Source organism: Planktothrix tepida PCC 9214 (assembly GCF_900009145.1).
GTDB lineage: Bacteria > Cyanobacteriota > Cyanobacteriia > Cyanobacteriales > Microcoleaceae > Planktothrix > Planktothrix tepida.
Window position 1 is genome coordinate 308,427 of the sequence record NZ_LN889812.1, and the last position, 20,093, is coordinate 328,519.

The 20,093-nt window shown below is 40.4% G+C and carries 15 protein-coding genes and 1 tRNA gene; 5 read left to right on the forward strand and 11 right to left on the reverse strand.

Translation table 11 applies throughout. The features are described from left to right. Nucleotides 1–72: 72 nt before the first annotated feature. Nucleotides 73–939, forward strand: coding sequence for a ferredoxin:protochlorophyllide reductase (ATP-dependent) iron-sulfur ATP-binding protein (bchL, locus tag PL9214_RS21240; protein ID WP_072720732.1), 867 nt, complete (start codon nt 73–75; stop codon nt 937–939). Between the two features lie 36 nt (nt 940–975). Then, nucleotides 976–1,842, forward strand: a complete 867-nt coding sequence (locus PL9214_RS21245; RefSeq protein WP_072720733.1) for a DUF5331 domain-containing protein — start codon at nt 976–978, stop codon at nt 1,840–1,842. A 196-nt stretch (nt 1,843–2,038) separates the two neighbouring features. On the opposite strand, the gene PL9214_RS21250 is transcribed toward PL9214_RS21245, so the two are convergent. After that, nucleotides 2,039–3,388: a lysophospholipid acyltransferase family protein gene (locus tag PL9214_RS21250; RefSeq protein WP_072720734.1), complete on the reverse strand. Its 1,350-nt coding sequence runs from the start codon at nt 3,386–3,388 to the stop codon at nt 2,039–2,041. Between the two features lie 383 nt (nt 3,389–3,771). Between PL9214_RS21250 and PL9214_RS21255 the strand changes: the two genes are divergently transcribed. Then, a complete protein-coding gene (locus PL9214_RS21255) occupies nt 3,772–4,416 on the forward strand; it encodes a DUF4241 domain-containing protein (protein WP_072720735.1) in 645 nt (214 codons plus the stop codon). Here the strand turns inward: PL9214_RS21255 and PL9214_RS21260 are convergent. From PL9214_RS21260 to PL9214_RS21300, 9 genes are all read right to left on the reverse strand, one after another. After that, entirely contained in the window at nt 4,385–4,942 is a 558-nt protein-coding gene (locus tag PL9214_RS21260) for a peroxiredoxin family protein (protein WP_072720736.1), read from the reverse strand. The genes PL9214_RS21255 and PL9214_RS21260 overlap by 32 nt on opposite strands. A gap of 201 nt (nt 4,943–5,143) precedes the next feature. Next, the gene (locus PL9214_RS21265) at nt 5,144–5,737 is read right to left on the reverse strand and encodes a peroxiredoxin (RefSeq protein ID WP_072720737.1); all 594 of its coding nucleotides are present in this window, start codon (nt 5,735–5,737) and stop codon (nt 5,144–5,146) included. 206 nt (nt 5,738–5,943) lie between these two features. Further along, nucleotides 5,944–6,016: transfer RNA gene (locus PL9214_RS21270), tRNA-Met, on the reverse strand. Between the two features lie 137 nt (nt 6,017–6,153). After that, nucleotides 6,154–8,316 carry a peptidoglycan DD-metalloendopeptidase family protein gene (locus PL9214_RS21275; protein ID WP_072720738.1) on the reverse strand — a complete coding sequence of 721 codons (2,163 nt, stop codon included), beginning with the start codon at nt 8,314–8,316 and terminating at the stop codon, nt 6,154–6,156. Nucleotides 8,317–8,851: 535 nt separating this feature from the next. Further along, nucleotides 8,852–9,313, reverse strand: coding sequence for a tRNA (cytidine(34)-2'-O)-methyltransferase (locus PL9214_RS21280; protein ID WP_072720739.1), 462 nt, complete (start codon nt 9,311–9,313; stop codon nt 8,852–8,854). 135 nt (nt 9,314–9,448) lie between these two features. Then, the gene (gene gshA / locus PL9214_RS21285) at nt 9,449–10,600 is read right to left on the reverse strand and encodes a glutamate--cysteine ligase (protein ID WP_072720740.1); all 1,152 of its coding nucleotides are present in this window, start codon (nt 10,598–10,600) and stop codon (nt 9,449–9,451) included. A gap of 122 nt (nt 10,601–10,722) precedes the next feature. After that, nucleotides 10,723–11,550 (reverse strand): cobyrinic acid a,c-diamide synthase, encoded by an 828-nt coding sequence (locus PL9214_RS21290; protein ID WP_437126730.1) that lies wholly within the window; start codon nt 11,548–11,550, stop codon nt 10,723–10,725. Between the two features lie 550 nt (nt 11,551–12,100). Beyond that, a complete protein-coding gene (locus PL9214_RS21295) occupies nt 12,101–12,589 on the reverse strand; it encodes a KGK domain-containing protein (protein WP_072720741.1) in 489 nt (162 codons plus the stop codon). Nucleotides 12,590–12,840: 251 nt separating this feature from the next. Further along, the gene (locus PL9214_RS21300) at nt 12,841–13,293 is read right to left on the reverse strand and encodes a KGK domain-containing protein (RefSeq protein WP_072720742.1); all 453 of its coding nucleotides are present in this window, start codon (nt 13,291–13,293) and stop codon (nt 12,841–12,843) included. Between the two features lie 187 nt (nt 13,294–13,480). On the opposite strand from PL9214_RS21300, the gene PL9214_RS21305 reads away from it, so the two are divergent. Continuing rightward, complete coding sequence (locus tag PL9214_RS21305) at nt 13,481–15,277, forward strand: N-acetylmuramoyl-L-alanine amidase (RefSeq protein WP_072720743.1); 1,797 nt, start codon at nt 13,481–13,483, stop codon at nt 15,275–15,277. Between the two features lie 105 nt (nt 15,278–15,382). After that, the gene (locus PL9214_RS21310; RefSeq protein WP_072720744.1) at nt 15,383–16,954 is read left to right on the forward strand and encodes a metallophosphoesterase; all 1,572 of its coding nucleotides are present in this window, start codon (nt 15,383–15,385) and stop codon (nt 16,952–16,954) included. Between the two features lie 12 nt (nt 16,955–16,966). On the opposite strand, the gene PL9214_RS21315 is transcribed toward PL9214_RS21310, so the two are convergent. After that, a complete protein-coding gene (locus PL9214_RS21315; protein WP_083580120.1) occupies nt 16,967–19,978 on the reverse strand; it encodes a GAF domain-containing protein in 3,012 nt (1,003 codons plus the stop codon). Between the last annotated feature and the right edge of the window lie 115 nt (nt 19,979–20,093).

Here is a 20,093-nt window from a genome sequence, read left to right on the forward strand (position 1 = left end):
ACCAGAAAACCCACTGCTCCAGCAGTCAACCGTCAACAGTTTTTAATAAAAACCGATTAAGGAGAAGCCAGCGTGAAATTAGCAGTCTACGGTAAAGGCGGAATTGGTAAATCAACCACAAGCTGTAATATCTCAGCCGCTTTAGCCAAACGAGGTAAAAAAGTCCTGCAAATTGGCTGCGATCCCAAACACGACAGCACCTTTACCCTCACAGGATTTTTAATCCCCACGATTATTGATACCTTGCAAGAAAAAGACTTTCATTACGAAGATATTTGGCCAGAAGACGTGATTTATAAAGGCTATGGGGGTGTCGATTGCGTAGAAGCAGGTGGCCCTCCAGCAGGCGCAGGATGTGGCGGTTACGTTGTGGGAGAAACCGTCAAACTCCTCAAAGAACTCAACGCCTTTGACGAATACGATGTGATTCTGTTTGACGTTTTAGGGGACGTGGTTTGTGGTGGGTTTGCTGCCCCCCTCAACTATGCCGACTATTGCGTCATTGTCACCGATAATGGCTTTGATGCCCTATTTGCAGCCAACCGCATCGCCGCCTCAGTCCGCGAAAAATCCCGGACTCACCCTTTACGATTAGCTGGATTAATCGGAAATCGCACCTCCAAAAGGGATCTGATTGAAAAATATATTGAATCCGTTCCCATGCCTGTTTTAGAGGTATTACCCTTAATCGAGGACATTCGGGTGTCCCGCGTTAAAGGAAAAACCTTGTTTGAGATGGCCGAAAGTGATCCATCCCTCAACTACGTTTGTGATTATTATCTGAATATTGCCGATCAACTGCTGTCACAACCCGAAGGAGTAGTTCCTCAAGACGCGCCAGATCGGGATTTATTCACCTTGTTATCAGATTTTTATCTAAATCCGACTCAACCCCTTGTTCAAAGTCAGGAAGATGAGCTAGACCTGATGATGGTTTAATATGTCTAGCTATCTCAGGATGAGGATATAGAGGTTATGGCTTTCTTCAAAGACTTTACCACCGCGCTTAAAGATAAGTGGTTGCAATATTACCAAGCCAATCGAGAGTGGCTGGTACTGCAAATGGATTTGAATTCAATACCGACCCCCGATGGGGGTCGAAGACCCGCCTCCTCCCTCATTTTGGGAACGATCAACGCGCTTGACCCAGAGGCAGCCCAACTCATGTTGCCCTTTTCTAAACTCAATCCAGATCCTGAAAAACTGATTGATGTTTTAGGGCTGAATTTTGATCCCGATATAGCGTTGGGCATTAGGCCTACCCCAGGAGAATCTCCAACGGTAGTTGTTCCAACGCCAACTCCGGTTCCTCCGGCCCCTCCAGAGACACTGAATTTAGAGGAGGAAGTGACTCTGGTAGAACAACCCAATATAGCGGGTGCTGCCGTGGCCGTTGCCAGTGCTGCCGCTGTTGTTGGAGGGGCTGCGGTGATTGCCGATACCCTGGATGACTCCGATGAACTCGAGCTTGATACCGAAGAAGAAATCACCATCGATGAGATGGGCCTGGATGATTCCGGCATGGATGATGATTTCGGAATGGATGATCTGGATGCAGAGGCAATGGAGGACACTGATGTCGATGGGGATCTGGATTTAGATATCGACACAGAGACGGCTAGCGTAGCCGAGGAAGACTTTGATCTAGGGTTGGAGGATGAATCAGAAGCCGTCGGTGCTGATGACCTAGACATGGGCTTAGATTCCGATGAGATGGGTGCTGATGACCTGGACATGGGTTTAGACTCCGATGAGATGGGTGCTGATGACCTAGACATGGGCTTAGATTCCGATGAGATGGGTGCTGATGACCTAGACATGGGCTTAGATNCTTTGTCATGAATTAACGAATACATCCCGAAACCCGGTTTCTTCAAGTCAGAAATTTCATTAACCAAACATTAGAAGTTATTTGGCTTGGTCAAATCCACTCGAAAACGACATCGAGAAATTGATGCTCTTACACAGCAGGTTTGGGGCGATCGCTCCTTAAGTTGACGCCAATGGGGCGCGCCTCGCCCCTACAATGACTTGAAATTTAATACTCAATCATCTGCTCTAAAGCGTTTTGTAAATCTTGGGTTAAATTCGCAACTGCTTGACGGCGATTCGTTTGATAATCTGACCATTTTTGACTGACAGAAATCGGTTCCCCAACGGTTAATTTAGCTCTTTTTTTCCCTAAGTTAGGAGGTTTAATCGAAGTATTCCCCTTTAACTGATTGATCATTCTCCAAACAATTAAAGTTGTTTCTGCAAACCGATCAAACGTGGGATTTTCTCGAATATAACGACCCGTTACCGCCACAAAACTTTCCACTAATCTCATATTCCACATTCTCAAACTCGCTTCAATTGCCACCCGATCCGCTAATCCCAATTCTACGACCGACCAGTTATCATTTCCTTTAAGATTATATCGATAAATACAATCCCATCCTGCTTGTTCTAAACGACGACAACGACTATTTAAATCCCCCGTTGGTTTCAGATTAAAATATTCTTCAGCAACAGTTAACGCAATATCTAATAATCGTTTTAAACGTTCTGAAAAATCAAGGGTTTCATCTTGAGGAATGCTGCGATGATAAAATTGGCGATAAAAATTTTCCATCGTATCTAATAGATAATTTCCTAATCGCATTAAACGACCATAGAGAGACTGAGTTGTTAATTCTTCAGTTTTTTGAGGTAAGTTACAATCTTTTTCTAATTGAGAAATTAATCTTTCTAAATCTTGCCAATTATCTTGAATATAAAAATATTGAATTCCAATGGGAACTAAATAAACCTCTTCAGTTCGTTCTGCTTTTTCTAAATCTTCTACACACCAAAATCCTAATTGAGCAATTCCGGGTTCTAAAGGACTAATACTTTGATTATGCCCATTGGTTGCCCCTTCTGGTGCAGCAGCTAAGGGAAATTGACCTGTTAGAAATAAATCCCTCGCCGAACGTAATCCTAATCGATCAACTTTTCCCCTTAAAATTGACGTTCCTCCTAATTTTGGAAATAACCAAGTAACAAATTGTCCCGCCCATAAGGGAATACCCCGATCATACATAAAATGAGCATGAATTGGATCAGATAAAGCAATTCCCTGTTGTTTTGCAGTTTCAGGAACAAATCGCCATAATAATTGACTCATACAAAACGGATCATCTGTATTGGGATGACGAAATGCTAATAAAAATCGAATTTTTCCGCTTTGGAACTGTTGATAAAGATTCACTAAGCGTTCAACTTTTTCTCCTTTAATCTCTACTAACGGTGTTTTCCATTTAATCCAAAAGGGAATTCCCCACTGGCAAATTTTTAGCACAAACGGATTAAAATTAGGAGGAATAAAATCCAGGGTGGGTTGTATATTAGTAATCAGATTAACCATAAATTAAGGTTGAGAAAATTTAATAAGTATTAACGCTTATTTAACCCAGCCAATTGCCAGCAAGGGGATGAGAAAATAAAAAGTTAATCATCCAGTAATTTCTATGTTCCTGCACTGATGATCGTTTGCTGTTCAGCATAACATTCAGTCAGAGAGTTTTTGTTGTTTTCCTTATTGTTTGCCTAAATGCTTCTCCTGTTTACAACACCTGACTCTGCATTAGGTAAAACACATCATCATAGAACTCTTGAATATTTCTGTCAATGTCTAAAATTTACCCATAATTCGTTACAATGACAACCGAACTTTACACCTAAAAACGGTTTCCTTTAAAAGTAAAAGGACAAATTATCAAATTTTCTCTTAGAAGGCAGGTAGAAAGGATGAACCCCACCGACTTGACCCAAGCATTTCCAACTGGTTATTGTTTCCCAACCCCCCTTGATCACTATACAGATCAAGTCACCTATTCTGTTCAGACCATCGGTGAATTAGTTGTAACCACTGGAAAAATTGCCCTTTGTGATCCTTTAGTTCCGCTTAATCCTCATCTGTGTTTGACTCAACCCCTGCCCGTAGGTCGTTATCCGGTTAAACTCAGTATTGCCACATTCCATGACCGAAAAGAGCAAAGAGTTGCCTGTGCAATGTTAGTCCTTCAAGAGCAACCTGCGGTAACATGGGAATTAGCAGTTTCTTTTCAGGGAGTGCCAGAATCGGGTTATCCTGTGGATTCAGGAACCAGATGTTTTATGGATGGCGAAGTGGTTCAACGGTTATCTTCCCTGTCACAAACTGAGTTTGAAACCTATTATCATCACTTAGATCAAACCTTAGATCAAACCTATCTGGATACTTGGGATTGGGCCAATTTCTGCTTAGAAGAATCAACCGGATTGAATATTATTGCCTTTCATTCCGGTTGGGGAGAAGGGTATTATTCCTCCTATTGGGGTTATGATCAACAAGGTAATCCAGTTTGTTTAGTCACCGATTTTAAACTGTTTGAGTTGCGAGAGGATCAATAACTTGCAGTAAGGTTTTAATACTGGCATTGTGATCCAAAAAAGAAAACAAATGTTTATATTTCAGAATGCCTTTTTGATCTAAAACAAATTGAGCAGGTAAGGGTGCACCTAGAGCTTGTCCTACTTGATACAATCCAAAAATGCCACAGCTTGGATCACTTAGCAATGGCATTTTTAATCCTAGATCTTTGACGACAATTTTGCTTTGACGTTCATCGGTACTCGTAATCATTAACACTTCCACTCCCCGTTGAACAAATTCTTCATAGTGTTCGTTCAGGGCTTTAATATGGGGATAACAAAACGGGCAATATTGTTTTTCTGTAAAAATGCGGGTAAAAGCCAAAATCACAGGGCGATCCCCTCGAAATTGAGACAACCGGATTAATTGACCATTGGTAATATCCGGTAATGCAAAATCTGGCGTTTTCATCCCCAACTGTAAATTACTGGTGGCGGGGATCGGAAAAAAGTTATTCCAAAATCGGCGATTAATTAAACCCGTAAAATCGTTAGAAGTCAGCATAAGAGTTTGTTGTTGATTACTCTTCCCAGTTTAAAACAATCTTATATAGCAGGGAACAGGGAACAGATAGGTTCATAGGAGTGTACGGTTATCAGTCTATGTCCTAACACCCCAGGTGCCACTACTATAAAATGTAAACCCGCCTTCACACAATTGTTAAGACGGGTTGTGAATAGTTTTTTGTCGGGAATAATCTTAGACCTAGACCGCAGCAAAGAATTCTTTGGACTTGACGGGATCAGGGATCATGGTTTTATCACCCGGTTGCCAACCCGCAGGGCAAACTTCATCGGGGTGGGCTTGAACATATTGAATGGCTTGCAGTGTCCGCAGAGTTTCATCCACGTTGCGACCAAAGGCGAGGTTATTGATCGTAGCGTGTTGAATTACCCCTTCTTTGTCAATGATGAACAGACCCCGCAAGGCAATTCCGGCATCGGGATCAAGAACGTTGTAAGCCGTGCTGATTTCTTTTTTCAGGTCAGCCACTAAAGCATAGTTCAGATCACCTACACCACCGGATTTACGATCAGTTTGAATCCAAGCCAGGTGAGAGAATTCGCTATCTACAGACACGCCGAGAATTTGAGTGTTGAGTTTTGTAAACTCTTCGGCGCGATCGCTAAACGCAGTAATTTCAGTCGGACAAACAAAAGTAAAGTCTAAGGGGTAGAAGAACAAAACCACATACTTACCCCGATAGTCAGAGAGTTTGATCGTTTTAAATTCTTGGTCAACAACTGCCGTCGCTGTAAAATCGGGGGCGACTTGGCCAACACGCAGGCACTCAGCCATGAATAATACTCCTTAAACTGATGATGGTAAAGTTTCCTTCAAGAAAATTAGGATAGCGTTAATCCCAATTTTTTGATTGTTTTACAATTTATTACAATTATATCATACTCGAAATGAGTACAGTTAGACAAGATTTATCAAAAAAGTCAGCCATCATCTGACTGACTCAATGCCTTACAGCAGAGGCTTATACCATTTCGTTTACATGGCTCAGGCGGGATTTGAACCTGCGACCTTGGGCTTATGAGTCCCCTGCTCTAACCACTGAGCTACTGAGCCTTGATTGATTCACGATTTATTAATATCGCACAACTTGTTCCCAAATGTAAACCCCCTGTTTAAATTTTTTTTAGGGGGTTTAAGGAATCAGAGATTGGGCATCGGTCAACTCTCAATGGTCAACCCTTAACCCCTAGCTAATAATTCTGAGACACCATTGAACTGTCGGGAGGCAAGAAGGCAATTGGGTTAACAGCACCTTCACCCTTGGGATGGATTTCAAAGTGCAGGTGCGGCCCTGTACTGCGACCTGTAGTTCCCATCTCTGAAATTTGCTCCCCTTGAGCTACTTTTTGGCCTTCGTTGACCAGGACACGATCATTGTGGGCGTAAACGGTTAAACTGCCGTCGGGATGTTCAATTTCGACTAAATTGCCATAGCCACCATCATTCCATCCTGCGTAGGTCACAACCCCAGGAGCCGCCGCAAAAATCGGAGTTCCGATAGGGCCAGCAATATCAATTCCCTTGTGCATCCGTCCCCAGCGCCAACCATAGGGAGAAGACAGAATCCCAGCAGCCGGCCAAATATAGCCATTGAAGCGCATGGAACCATTAGGCAAGTAAGCATCTGGCCCAGGCAGGGGTGGTAACTGCGGAGAAACCATCTGACCCAAGGTAGGGTTATTTAACGGATCGTAGGCTTTAGCCCCAATGGGAGCCGTAGCGACCACCGAACGTCTGGACTCCGGTTGCAGTTGAGTCGATGGAGTTCTATTTGCATTCCGAGACACTTGCGCCAACTGTTGAGCAGATAAGTTCTGTTCAACTTGAGTGGCTTTTTGCTGCTGGGAATACCCTTGAGGATTGAACTCTGGATTAATTCGTTTTTGCCGATGTGCAGAAGTCGTCGTCACCGAGGTCAAGGTTTTCACCGTTGACTCTTCACCTGACTCTAAGGATATATTCATCACCTGATAGCCACTCTGGGCTTTATATTCCTCTCGCAGGCGTTCTACTTCAGATCTCAGGCGATCTGAATACAACTTATTAACGGCTTCTGATTTACGGACAGAAACCTGTTGAACGGCCATCTGTTGAGACAGGGAAGATTTTTCTACTTCAACAGGAATGGAAACCGCTTCAGCCGCAACGGGAGTAGGAGATTCAACCCCATTGACCACACGGGAAGCTAATTGGTTTAACGATAGTTGATTTAAAGTGCTGTGGGTCGGAATTGAACTCAAGGTGGCAACCGCTTCCTTCGGAAAATCGGTGACTGAAGAACCCTTGCTATTGAGTTCTGAGGGAATGACGGCTGGAAGTACGGCTTGAGGTAATCTCCCGCCTAAAGCACTTAAGTCTGTGGTTGAAGAAAGCTGTTGTGAAGAGGGGGAAGCCTCTAAACGAATTTGAGAATCTGGCCCAGAATTCGTTACTGGAGAAGACGGACTGCTAGAAAAACTACTCGCCAGTTGCTTAGGAATTTTTAGACTTTGATGAACACTAAGAACATTAGGATCTGTTAGTTGATTTGCCTTGATCAGGGCATCTACAGAAACATTGTGCAGTGTAGCAATCCGATCTAAGGTGTCACCCGAACCCACCTGATAAACTTCTGCAACAGTTGGGTTACTCGCATCGGTCGGAATCACAAACGCTCCAGCGCTCTCTTGGGAGAGTGTATCTAAGGAATTACCCTGAGCCGTATGGTTTGGCTGCAATTCCTGAGTCGCTTCAGTGGGCGTTTCTGAAATCTGCACCGATGGATCTAAAGAGTTCTGAGTTGCTGAGGTTTCAACTTCATGGGAGGGACGAATCTGCCCAATGGATGGGGTGCGAGATTCGTTCAGCGTAACCGATTGAGGCAACGATTCCGAGGAAACACTAGGTTGAGACTCTGGTGTAGAAACCGCTTCTACATCGGTTCGATCCGATGTTTCTAGCCCGACATCAGGAGATTGACTGCTCCTGTTGACAACGTTCTCGCCTGCATTGAGACGGGAAACTGTTCGTAACAGGGACGGCTGCCAGTCCGATTGAGATGCTTGTTCCCCAGAGCCCGTATTGACTTGATTGGGAGACGCATCGGTCATCGCGGAGGATGACTGCAAGGCTGGATTCGGATCAGGATTGGATAACTCTGCCGCCACGGCATAATCATTGGCTTGATTGCTGAGAATCCCAGAAGCAATGGCTAAACCCAAAAATGCGACAGAGGTACGAACCTTATAACTGCCAGAGTGTGAGACCTGTTGTTTGGTCTGCCCTGTTGCACTCTGATCTAAATCTAAACCGGAATCTAAATCTAAATTAGGCATGGCAACAGGTTGATCATGATTTGGAACTGTTCCTTTCAAAGAACGACCTCCTATGGAGAAGCGCTGAACTGTCCTCGAACCGCTCAAGAACGTAATATCAGTAGATCTAATCACATTAATGATTGATTGAAATCACTGACAATAATCCTGATTACGTCAGATTACCTTGCTTTTTCAATTTCGGCAAGAAAAGCGAAAGTTCCATAGAAAGGCAAACCCTGAAAACTAACGTTCTTAAAAACAATAACCCTTGAGGGTCGAGGAACTTTAAAGATTAAGTGAACTCTGTTACAAGAGTCCAGATGAGAATCTACACCAGTTTCTACCAGAAATACAATAGGAATGGAATCCCTTGAATTTATGGAGATTAGCTTGCCAGATAGTTCGCAAATCAACGGTGAAGAAGCTAAGATTGAAGTCAATTAAGGGTTTGGGCTTTTTTGACCCGGGTCAAAAAACACCCGTTTAGATGAATAAAATCTATCACTGTTGGGGGTCAATTGAATCCGGGTATTTATAAAAAAAAGTTATCACAGAAATTTTTCCTAAAACCGGGGGTTTTGATTCACCGATTTTAGGCAAAGTAACCCAATTGTCTGCGGGCTTCGAATAAACTAATGGCAACACTCACGGAGAGATTCAAGCTCCGAACTCCGGGCTGGGCCATTGGAATATAGACGGTGGCGGTGCAAGCGTCCAACACATCGGAGGGCAGCCCTGTGGTTTCACTTCCAAACAGTAGCCAGTCTGAATCTTGAAACTGAAACTGGGCATAGTTGGAAGCACCTCTGGTACTAAATCCCAGCAAACGTCCACTCTGTTGTTGATGATAGGTCTCAAAGGTGAAGAAATCGGGATGATAGGTTAAGGAAACATAGGGCCAATAATCTAAACCCGCTCGCTTGAGGTAGCGATCGCTAATTTCAAATCCTAATGGCCCGACTAAATGCAATTGGGTACAGGTGGCTGCACAGGTACGAGCGATATTCCCGGTATTGGGTGGGATTTGTGGCTGAACTAAGACAACGTGAGGCATGAGGTAATCAAACCAGAAAACAAGGACTTTAGGGGGTGCTCACCCCCCGGCATTGAGAACAAATCTATAGTTTTTCTTTATGTTTTGTAAAGAAATTTATCGATAAGATATTCTCATCAAAAAATGGGCCATTTTTCACGCTACTAACGGTTGACAAATCTGATCTTCAAATTCTTGCTCTTGCTGTTCCATGTTTTGAATGGCGTGCTGAACAATAGCGCGAGTTTCCCAACCTTGTTGGGACAAATTCACCCATTGTTGGGCTGTAGAGCCTTCTCGCAGTAATTTTTTCACCGGAGACAAAAAACAGCTAAACCCATGTTTTTTGGCAATTGGCCAAACTTCTTGATACAGTTGTTCAATCCAATCTCTAGCGATGATTAAACGTCCGTCTTGCCAATGTCGCAATTGGGCATCTAAGCTATGGTGAGCGGCTTGGATTTCATTTTCATCGCTCAGGGCAACTAAATCTTCAGCACGACGAGTTGCCGGAAGTTCACTGTGTTGGAGTGGATCTAGGTCAGGGTTCTCTAACAGTTGCCAAAGGCGTGCTTCTAATAAAGCTGTGACCGCTAACAAGGCAATGGGGTTAACCATCAAATCACAAATTCTCAGTTCCAGACGATTTAAGTTATAGGGACGGCGATCGCCATTGGGCCGTACCGATGACCACAGGTGACGAACATTCTGCATGGTTCCTTTTTGAAGTTGTTCTTCTGTCCAGTCAATAAAATGGCGATGGCTTTCAAATAAGGGGACATAGGCTGGGGTTTTGGGAAACAGATGCCAACGGGTGGAATGATACCCCGTGACTTCACCGCCTAAGAAGGGAGAAGAGGCACTCATCGCTAAATAAAGGGGGGCTTCAACCCGCACTAAGCGAATGGCTTGCATTAACTGTTCGGGGTCAGCGATGCCAACATTAATATGAATACTGGCGGTGACGACATCGGTACCGTAGGTTTGTTCAATATAAGTATGATAGGGATTTTGCGGATCAGACCGATAAAAATGCTTTGTGTCTCCCAAGGATAATGTACTTCCCGGTAACAGGGTATAGTCTCCCAACTGTTGTAAATAATTTCGCAGTATCCGTCGAGGTCGAATCAAGGCACACAACAAACGATCATAATTACACAGGGGGGCGGTGGTATATTCGACGTTTCGGCTATCAGGTTCTCGAACAAATCCGTCTAAATCCGCAACAATTTTATCGGACAGCCCCACAATATCGCCCTGGGGAGTTCCCGTATACATTTCAACTTCAAAACCTTTGGATAAGAGCATAGTTCAGTTCCTGGGCGGAGTGTAAAGAGCTAATCAATAGAACAGCAATCAGTTAATTAAACTTCCTTTAGTTTGAACCTTAAATTTAGGGTTTGTGGCTGTTACAAAACAAGAGCCATTTTTTATCCTAACATGGATTCTGAACCCCAGGGAAAAATGCTGTCGGGTTCGTTAGAATTAAAAATATAATCATAATCAAACTCAAACGCTCGACTATGACGAGTCAAAGAAAATCCACAAGCAATGACTTGGCTAGTTGTAAAGGTTGCTATGACTAATTCAATTAAGGTTCTGGGTTTAATTTCGGGTTTCTGAACATAGAAATCTCGTTTAGCAAAAAAGACCCGTTCGTCTTTAGGAACAATAATGCCATTAACTCGATGGGCGTGTTGAATCGGCTTGAGATAATTTTTGATAAAATAGTCCTGATTAGTTTGTAATCGAGAAAGTCGTTCCTGTTGTAGCCAACTCATTTGAAACATGAGTTTAATGAGTTCAAATCCGAGAATATAATTAAACACATTATCTTTATCTTTCGGACTTAATGCCAACTTTAAAGCCGACTCTAAATATTGGCCGGGTTGACAACGAGCATCTTGGGCAGAATGAATATAAAATTGCCGAATATAACCGCGTAAAACCGATTCATTTAAGGCGGCTTTAATCCGAAAACAACTGAGATATTGTTTGATTCGTTGCAGCGTATCAATATCTTCTAACATCTTCGCCATTAAGCCGTCGGCGGTATATTCATCTAAAAATTCCGCTTGTTTTTCTGGGGAAGAAGCACATAAAATATAACATAAAGAAAGGACATAACGCCGTTGATTCCAGGGCAAACTTTCAGCCCACTTTTGCACCTCAATGGGCAATTTATCAAATAAAATATTATGGCTCATCAGGCGTGCAAAATCGCTCTGTTGTTCGTCGCTGTATTCAAGATTCATCATCTGATTTCATTCCCCATCAAGCTGATTTACCGTGATCCACTCTTGCTTCTTCCCCTGGGTTTAGATTTCCCTCTAAACCTCAAACACTTTACCCAAAGATTCCCGTTGATTTCTAATGACAATCTGGACTCTAGTAAGTCAGCCCTAAAATACTGGATGAATTGTCTTTAATTCTAAGGGATCTGAGCCATATTTGTTACCGTTTGGCTGAATTGTGTCTTGATAGTTTCCCGTTTCGCAGAGCCCATTGAGCCTTTTTTACTAATGTGACATTAATCACAATCAAAAGTGGATTTCGATCACGCTAAACTTTGACCAGATTTACCCAAGTGTCTGATTCATTTTCCTGACCCTTCTAGGTTTACTGCATTGTGGAAAATACAGTCACAGATTATCCTACTTCTTAATTATGACACCTTGATGATATTCAGGAGGAATGGATAAATGAATCAGTTAGGCGGTTTGATTAACGTATTCTTTGAGGTTATTCATGATTTTGATTGATTTTAATAAAATATTGGTGCGTGCGCTTTGCTTACGCACCCTACAATTAAAGAGCGTTGATTTGGTTTAATTTGGCTCTAATTTCATCTAAATTTTCATTGGAATTAGCATTTTTCTGTTCTTGTGTTTCGTTAGATATTATTTCATCAGGAGCAAATTCTAATTCAATATTAACTATCTTCTTTCGAGTATTTAAATCATCTCTTTTATAATCTGCATTAACTTGAAATCTGATTTTACCTGAAATCCAATACCTAGACTCTAACTTAAGTAACTGGCAGTCTATTCCATCAAGAGGAAATACTAATCTAAATTCTTCTAAGTTCAGTTCTATTGATTTATCTGTTATTTTTAAGTTACGGCATAAGAAATCAACTACAGCAAAGTTAGTATTTGCAATAACGTTATTGTAAGCGAAAAGTTTACTTTTCATATTCTCATCCACTAACTCTTTCAACCTGGATACTGTAAATGTATCCTTCCCCAACATGACAATATCGTCATCCTGTTCCAACTTAACAAACAATTCACTCATCGGTTTAACGCCTCAACTCAGTTAGGATGGGTGTGTGTTGCTGATACACCTATATTTTGAATTATCTCACAAAATTAGCTTAAATTTTAAGTGAAGTTTAATTGATTAAAAATTTTATTTCTACAAAATTCAAATTATATGGGATTGAGGCGATTATTGGTTATTGAAGACCCTGATGGTTAGAGAGAATTGAATTTGATTCAAGCCGTAGATGAAATTTTTGGGAATTCGAGAATTAAGAGTATCCCCAATTAGGATTGATGGACTAAATGACAAGAAGAAAGTTTGTGATTAGAATTAGGTTCTTCCTGAAAATCGCTAGGATAATGAAAGAGATTCATTAATCGAGGTTCATCCGCAGCAAACTGAATCTCGACGGAAAAATTTTGATTCAAAGTTTCGGGATCTGAGTTTAAATTGGCTTGAATTCTGACTTGACCTGAAATCCAATCTTTAGAACCCAATGGCAATAAATAACCACTCATTCCTTCCAAAGGAAACATTAACAAGACATTCCGCATATCAAAGCAAAAAGCATCATGCTTGGCTGGAGAAAATGTCAAATTAAAAAAGTCTCCGTAATTCATAATATGCTCTTCAAACTGAATCGCAATTAATTCTTTTAATCGTGAAATTGTGAAGGTATCTTTCCCTAGCTTAACAATATACTCATCTTCAGTTAAGCTAAAAAACTCATGATTCATGGTAGGCTTCCTTATGGCTATTTTTCTTGGCTGCACCCTAATACCCTAACTTAGCTGCTTTTTTTTTATCAAGTTTTATTGCATCAGGCAATAAAAATTAAACTTGATCAAAACAGGGAGAAAATAAGGGTAGTATCATACTCCCTAAACGGATAAAATAAGTTGAGAACGAATTCAAACAACACTCATGAAACAGATTCTAGGATTAACAGCCATGATCAGTTTGGCTTTGTCATCTTCAATATCGGCAGAACAACCTTTATATGTTGCTTATCCACCCGATGATCACAAAACAACATCTGACCGTATTTTTTTAATTGGAACGGCTGCACAGGAAGGAGAAGTGTCAATTAATGGTCAAGTTATTCCCCGAAGTCCTGCTGGTCACTTTGCACCCACTGTTCGATTGCAGCTTGGGGAAAACACCTTCATTCTACGCTATAAAAATCAAAAAATCAAACTCAATATTACTCGAATTTCAACGGAAGCTACTCCCTTAGAAACAGTAAGCTTTTTAAAGGATTCATTGACTCCCTCTGAGAATATCGCTATACTTCCAGGGGAGCTTGTTTGTTTTAGTGCGATCGCTCCGCAAAAGGCAACGGTTTCTGTTAAATTAGCGGGACAAACAATTCCGTTATCCTCACAATCTCAAAGCTTAGAATTACCCGATAACAAAGCCGTTTTAACCGGACAGAATCAACCTATCAAAGCCAATACTGTAAAATATCAAGGCTGTGGTGTCATTGCAAACAATTTAAGCTTTTCAGCAGATAAAAAAATATTAGATTTAGGCAAACCTGAGTATCAATTAACCCTGAATAATCAGACCCTTACTCAAAATGCAACCGGGCAAATTTCTATTCTTTCTCCCACTCAATTTGAAATTGCTGAAGTGATTGCGGAGGAAGGAACTGCACGCACCGGGCCTAGTACCGATAATTCTCGTTTAACCCCCTTGCCTAAAGGAACTCGTGCTCGAATTATAGGACGACAAGGGGAGTTTTTACGGCTTGATTATGGGGGGTGGATTAAAGCGAATGAAACCCGAATTACCACCGAACCAATACCACCAAATTCTCTAATTAGAAGTGCAAGTTCTCGCCAAGTTGGAGACTGGTTAGAAGTGTCATTTCCCCTCCAAACACCTGTTCCAATAACGGTTAAACAAGAAGATCAAAGTTTTACTTTAACCCTCTATAATACAACGGCTCAAACGGATACAATTCGTTTTAATGATAATGCTTTAATTTCCCGTATGGATTGGCAACCTGTGTTATCTCCTTTGGGAGAAAAAGCACAAGATGCGGTGCAATATACCTTTCATTTTAAAACAAAACAACAATGGGGTTATAAATTGCGTTATGATGGTACAACCTTAGTTTTATCTTTCAAAAATCCCCCGCAATTACAATCAAATTTACCTTTATCGGGGTTAAATATTTTAATTGATCCAGGTCATGGGAGTCAAAATGATTTAGGGGCAAAAGGGCCAACGGGTTATCCTGAAAAAGATGTTACTTTAGTGGTTTCTAAACTATTAGAAGCAGAACTGATTAAACGCGGTGCTTCGGTGTTTATGACCCGCCAAGGGGATGAGGATTTGTATCCCCAAGACCGAGTAAAAATGATCAATAAACAAGAACCCGATTTATCAATTTCTATTCATTATAATGCTTTGCCCGATAATGGAGATGCCATTAAAACAAAAGGAGTGAGCACCTTTTGGTATAACCCCCAAGCTCATAGTTTAGCGGTGTTTTTACATCACTATTTAGTGAAGACATTAAACCGTCCTTCCTATGGGGTCTTTTGGAATAATTTAGCCTTAACTCGTCCCACGGTCGCGCCATCGGTTTTACTGGAATTAGGATTTATGATTAATCCAGAAGAATTTGAATGGATTGTTAATCCTCAAGAACAACAAAAATTAGCTATAACTTTAGCAGATGGGATAGTAGAATGGGTAAAATTAACCCAATAATTAAGATAGGTTTTAAGTGTTACAATAACCAGTAGGGTGCGTAAGCATCGTGTACGCACCTCCTGAGATTTTAAAACTTATATTAAATCGGAAAAAATTTTTAATATGCAGTTTGTATTTGATCCTCCCATTGCCAGAAAAATCAATAAAATGAAAGAGCGGGTTCGGTGGCAAGATCCGTTAATTATGAATCAAGGTATTGATCAAACCTCTTTAGTCATTGACGATGGAAAAAATCAGGATACTGAATTTTCCTTTTTAGTAATTGGAGATAGTGGAACAGGGTATAAACCGAATCCCAGTCCTCAACGAAAAGTTGCAGAATTGTTATTAGAAAACCAGGAGAATTGCCGTTTTATTATTCATACGGGAGATGTTGTTTATTTAGTCGGTTCGAGTGAATATTACCCGGATAATTTTATTCATCCCTATCGAGAATTTTTAGTTGGAGGGGAAACTCCTCAAAAGATTCCTTATGATCGAATGGTATTTAATTTGCCTTTTTTACCCGTTTTAGGTAATCATGATTATTATGATTTACCTTGGGTTTATAGTTTATTAGCTCAGTTGATTTGGTTGCCTCGTCATCTTCTCTTTTCTCAATTTGATTTTGATATTGGTTGGCATGGTTCGTTTCAAGGAAAAGCTTATGCTCAAGCGTTTTTAGATTATTTAGCAACGATTAATCCTTTACAACTTCAACACCATTTAGACCAACATTATACCGCTAAAACCAATACAGGTCGATGTCTGCGCTATCAACCCGGACTGTTTACTCGTTTACCGAATCGTTACTATACCTTTCGTTATGGTGAAATTGATTTTTTTGCCTTAGATTCTAATACCTTTAATGCTCCTGAACCCTTACCGAATACGCTTCAGGGGGAAGATTTGCGATCGCAATTGCAGCAACGATCTAATACAATTGAACTGGAAAAACAACAATTCATGAAAGAATTAGATATCCTTCAAGGTCAGCCGGGAAAAAGCGATGAAATTGTTCATGATTATTTAGAAAAAATAGAACAATTAGAAGAACAAAAAATGGATATTCAGAAACAACTGAATGCTCCTCAAGATATTACCATTGATTTTGAACAACTGAACTGGTTAAAACAACGTTTAATTGAATCTTGGCATACTTCAGAAGTGCGAGGACGAGTGCTGTATTTCCATCATCCTCCTTATGTTACAGAAGCCACAAAATGGAATCAAGCTCAAACTATTGCTGTGCGAAATAACTTGCGTTATGTTTTAAATGAAGTGTCTAATACCCTTGGCAACCTGATAGAAAATCGCCCGATTGTAGATTTAGTTTTGAATGGTCATGCTCATTGTTTAGAACATTTATATACAGGAAATACAGGCTTTGCAGATTCCTATATTCATTGGTTAATTTGTGGGGGAAGTGGCTATAGTTTACGCCGACAACGCCCCGAAGGGAATCAACTAATGGAGTTTTTTGAAACCGAAACCGGAGTAAAATCGCGCTCAATTGCGGAATCGTTATTATTTGTAGGTCGTACAGGTCAGGGTCGAGAAAAACGTCGCCCCTATTCGGGTTTACGCATTGATGTTTTAGGGGGAAAATCACCGAAATTTAGGGTCAAACCCTTAATTACAGAACGATTTAAAAGTCGATGGAAGACCCAAGAACAGAACGCTTTTATACTTTAACTGGGAAACGTTTTATCTCCCTTGATGAACCGGAATCTCCACGATAAATTCTGTTCCTTGTTCTGGTAAGGCTTGACATTCAATCATCCCTTTATGTTTTTCCACAACAATTTGATAACTAATGGATAATCCTAAACCCGTTCCTTTCCCCACAGGTTTGGTTGTAAAAAACGGATCAAAAATATGTTTTCTGATGTGTTCAGGGATGCCATGACCATTATCCTGAATTGCAATTCTGACCCGTTCTAGGGGATGTTCTTTGGTACTCGAAAGCCACTCAGTTTGAATTTGGATCATTAAATATTGGGTTTCTGAACATTCCTTACTCAGTGATTCTAATTCATCAATGGCATTACTAATAATATTCATAAAAACTTGATTGAGTTGAGCCGCATAGCATTCCACTTTAGGTAATTTCCCGTATTTTTTAATAATTTCAATCGGAGGACGCTCCGGTTTGGATTTTAAGCGATGTTGAAGAATTAACAGGGTGCTATCAATACCTTCATGAATATCAACGGGTTTAACCTCAGATTCATCTAAGCGGGAGAAGTTTCTTAAGGATAATACTAATTGACGAATCCGGTCGGCTCCAACTTTCATTGAAGATAATATTTTCGGTAAATCTTCCCGAATAAAATCAAATTCAATTTCCTCAATTTTTTCTTCTATTTCGGGTTCAGCATTTAGGGATTTTTCTTGATATAATTGAACTAAATCTAATAAATCTCTCGTGTAGTCCGTGACATAACTCAAGTTTCCATAAATAAAGTTAACAGGGTTATTAATTTCATGAGCAACTCCAGCCACTAACTGTCCCAAACTTGACATCTTTTCACTTTGAACTAATTGAGTTTGGGTTTGTCGTAAATCTTGCGCGAGTTCTTCTGCTCTTTTTTGGGTTTGAGCATAAAGTTCAGCTTGTAATAAAGCAATTCCAAATTGAGTGCCAATTTGAGCTAATAATTTAATTTCTTCATCTTGCCAATGACGGGGATAGGAATTTTGATAAACAGCGAGTAAACCCCAGAGAAATTGTCCTTGCAAAATCGGAACAATAATATAGGATCTCGCCTGTAATTGTTCCAATAATCTCACATGGCATTCTTGATGTCCGGCGGTGTAAATATCATCAACGGCATAGGTTTTATTATCTCGATAACGTCCTCCTAAAGTTTCTTGTAAATAGGTGTCTTGAATCATGGGAACGGTATCAAATAAAGAATTCCATCCCTCAATCACAGATTCTGCTACAAAATAACCTGACCAATCGGAATTAAACCGATAAACCACCACTCGATCTACATTTAAAAAGGTTCGGACTTCGGCAGCAGTGGTATTAAAAATAGTGGCAATATCTAAGGAGTTTCTAATTTTTTCAACAACTTGATATAATAATTTTTGCTGTTCTGCTGCTTTTTCTCGTTCCGTTAACTGCACCAGTTTTTTAGCTTGTTCTTGAACTTGTTCAATATAATCAATTTGTTGTAAAGCAACTTCTAAATTTTGAGCAATTTGACTCACAAATTCTATTTCTTCTGATTGCCAATGGCGAGGGCTGTTACACTGATGGATGCAGAGTAAACCCCATAATTTTTCAGCTTTTAATAGAGGAACGACTAAATTAGCTCGAATTTTAAATTCTGCCAAAATCTGAAAATGGCAGTCTTGTAAATTGGCTTGATTAATATCAGAAATGGCGTTGATTTTTCCTTGCTGATACAGATGATAAAATCGTTCAGAAAAACAATGATCATTGACTTTTTTCTCTAAAGCTGAATCAAATTCAGCTACCACCGCTTCTGAGATAAATTCCCCTTCTCCATATCCTGAATTAGGGTTAAAATAGAAAATACCAACCCGATCTGCATTTAAAAGTTGTCGAACTTCTGTGACTGTGGCTTGAAAAATCTGATCTAAATTTAACGTGTTCCGAATTCGAGAAATCACCCGTGTTAAGGTTTTTCGTTGGTCTAATTGTCGAGAGGTTGCTTGCCATAATTCTCGTTGCTGAATCGCGGTTTCTAAATGTTTAGCAATTTCTTGGATAAATTCAATTTCATTAGGTTGCCAATCTCGGCGTTGGTGGCAATCTTGCACCCATAAAAATCCCCACAACTGTTGGGTTGTATATAAAGGAACCCCTAAGTTGGCTCTGATTTGGTAATCAATACTCCATTGTAACAGTAATTGATTAAATCCTCCATAATAAATATCTGGAATGATAATCGCTTGCTGCGATGGATGGTTAAGATTAAACCCTAATAATTCCTCAGTGGTAATCTCAAAATTCAACAAAGATGGAAACGCAGTTAAAACGGTTTCTGCAATATATTTCCCTTTAATTTCTTCTGCTTGGGGATACCATTGTAGAATGGCAACCCGATCTACATTCAGATCGTTTTGAAGTTCGCGGGTAGCAGTTTGTAAAAGGGTTTCTAATTCCAGGCATTGATTAATGCGTTCAATGATTGTGGATAAAGATTGATAGCGTTGATATTTTAATTGGGCTTGAATTAAGGGAGGATTTGATAGTTCTTGAAGTTGCCGTAAATGGCTAATATCTCGACACACTCCAATCACACCTGTCACTGTTCCATCGGGATCTTTAATCGGGGTATATAAACTATTATAAACTTTCCCGCCCGTGGGTAAAGAAATTTCGTGATTCACCCGTAAGTTTTCACCCGTTTTTAAGACATACTGTACAGATTGATCAAGTTCTCTGGCTTGCTGATTAAAAAAGTCTTGATTTCTTTTTCCTACAATGTCAGATGGATGAATCCCTAACGCGATCGCTCCCGCTAGATTAATCTGAACATAACGTAAATTCAGATCATATTCAATAAAAATATCTTCACTGTTATTGGCAAGATCTTCTAAGTCTACCCAACCCGTCAAACCCGCTATTTCTAGTTCAGACGGTAACAGTTTCAGATTTAAAATTTCCTGTAATTGAGCAAATGCAACGTCATTTCGACAGCATTCTCGTAACTGCTCCCATTGATGCTGATTTACGATCATACACTCGCGCCTAAAATGATGTTAAGTTATCCTAAAAAATTGAAGTTCTCCGAAATTTAACCAACCTGAGATGGGCTCACATTGATGATATTCAAGAAAGTTGATCCCTGCTTTT

What these genes read in the sequence shown, in the direction of transcription:
- PL9214_RS21250 (WP_072720734.1), bottom strand. Translation starts at nt 3,388, where the DNA reads ATGGTTAATCTGATTACTAATATACAACCCACCCTGGATTTTATTCCT.
- PL9214_RS21255 (WP_072720735.1), top strand. Translation starts at nt 3,772, where the DNA reads ATGAACCCCACCGACTTGACCCAAGCATTTCCAACTGGTTATTGTTTC.
- PL9214_RS21260 (WP_072720736.1), bottom strand. Translation starts at nt 4,942, where the DNA reads ATGCTGACTTCTAACGATTTTACGGGTTTAATTAATCGCCGATTTTGG.
- PL9214_RS21265 (WP_072720737.1), bottom strand. Translation starts at nt 5,737, where the DNA reads ATGGCTGAGTGCCTGCGTGTTGGCCAAGTCGCCCCCGATTTTACAGCG.
- PL9214_RS21280 (WP_072720739.1), bottom strand. Translation starts at nt 9,313, where the DNA reads ATGCCTCACGTTGTCTTAGTTCAGCCACAAATCCCACCCAATACCGGG.
- gshA (WP_072720740.1), bottom strand. Translation starts at nt 10,600, where the DNA reads ATGCTCTTATCCAAAGGTTTTGAAGTTGAAATGTATACGGGAACTCCC.
- PL9214_RS21290 (WP_437126730.1), bottom strand. Translation starts at nt 11,550, where the DNA reads ATGATGAATCTTGAATACAGCGACGAACAACAGAGCGATTTTGCACGC.
- PL9214_RS21295 (WP_072720741.1), bottom strand. Translation starts at nt 12,589, where the DNA reads ATGAGTGAATTGTTTGTTAAGTTGGAACAGGATGACGATATTGTCATG.
- PL9214_RS21300 (WP_072720742.1), bottom strand. Translation starts at nt 13,293, where the DNA reads ATGAATCATGAGTTTTTTAGCTTAACTGAAGATGAGTATATTGTTAAG.
- PL9214_RS21305 (WP_072720743.1), top strand. Translation starts at nt 13,481, where the DNA reads ATGAAACAGATTCTAGGATTAACAGCCATGATCAGTTTGGCTTTGTCA.
- PL9214_RS21310 (WP_072720744.1), top strand. Translation starts at nt 15,383, where the DNA reads ATGCAGTTTGTATTTGATCCTCCCATTGCCAGAAAAATCAATAAAATG.
- PL9214_RS21315 (WP_083580120.1), bottom strand. Translation starts at nt 19,978, where the DNA reads ATGATCGTAAATCAGCATCAATGGGAGCAGTTACGAGAATGCTGTCGA.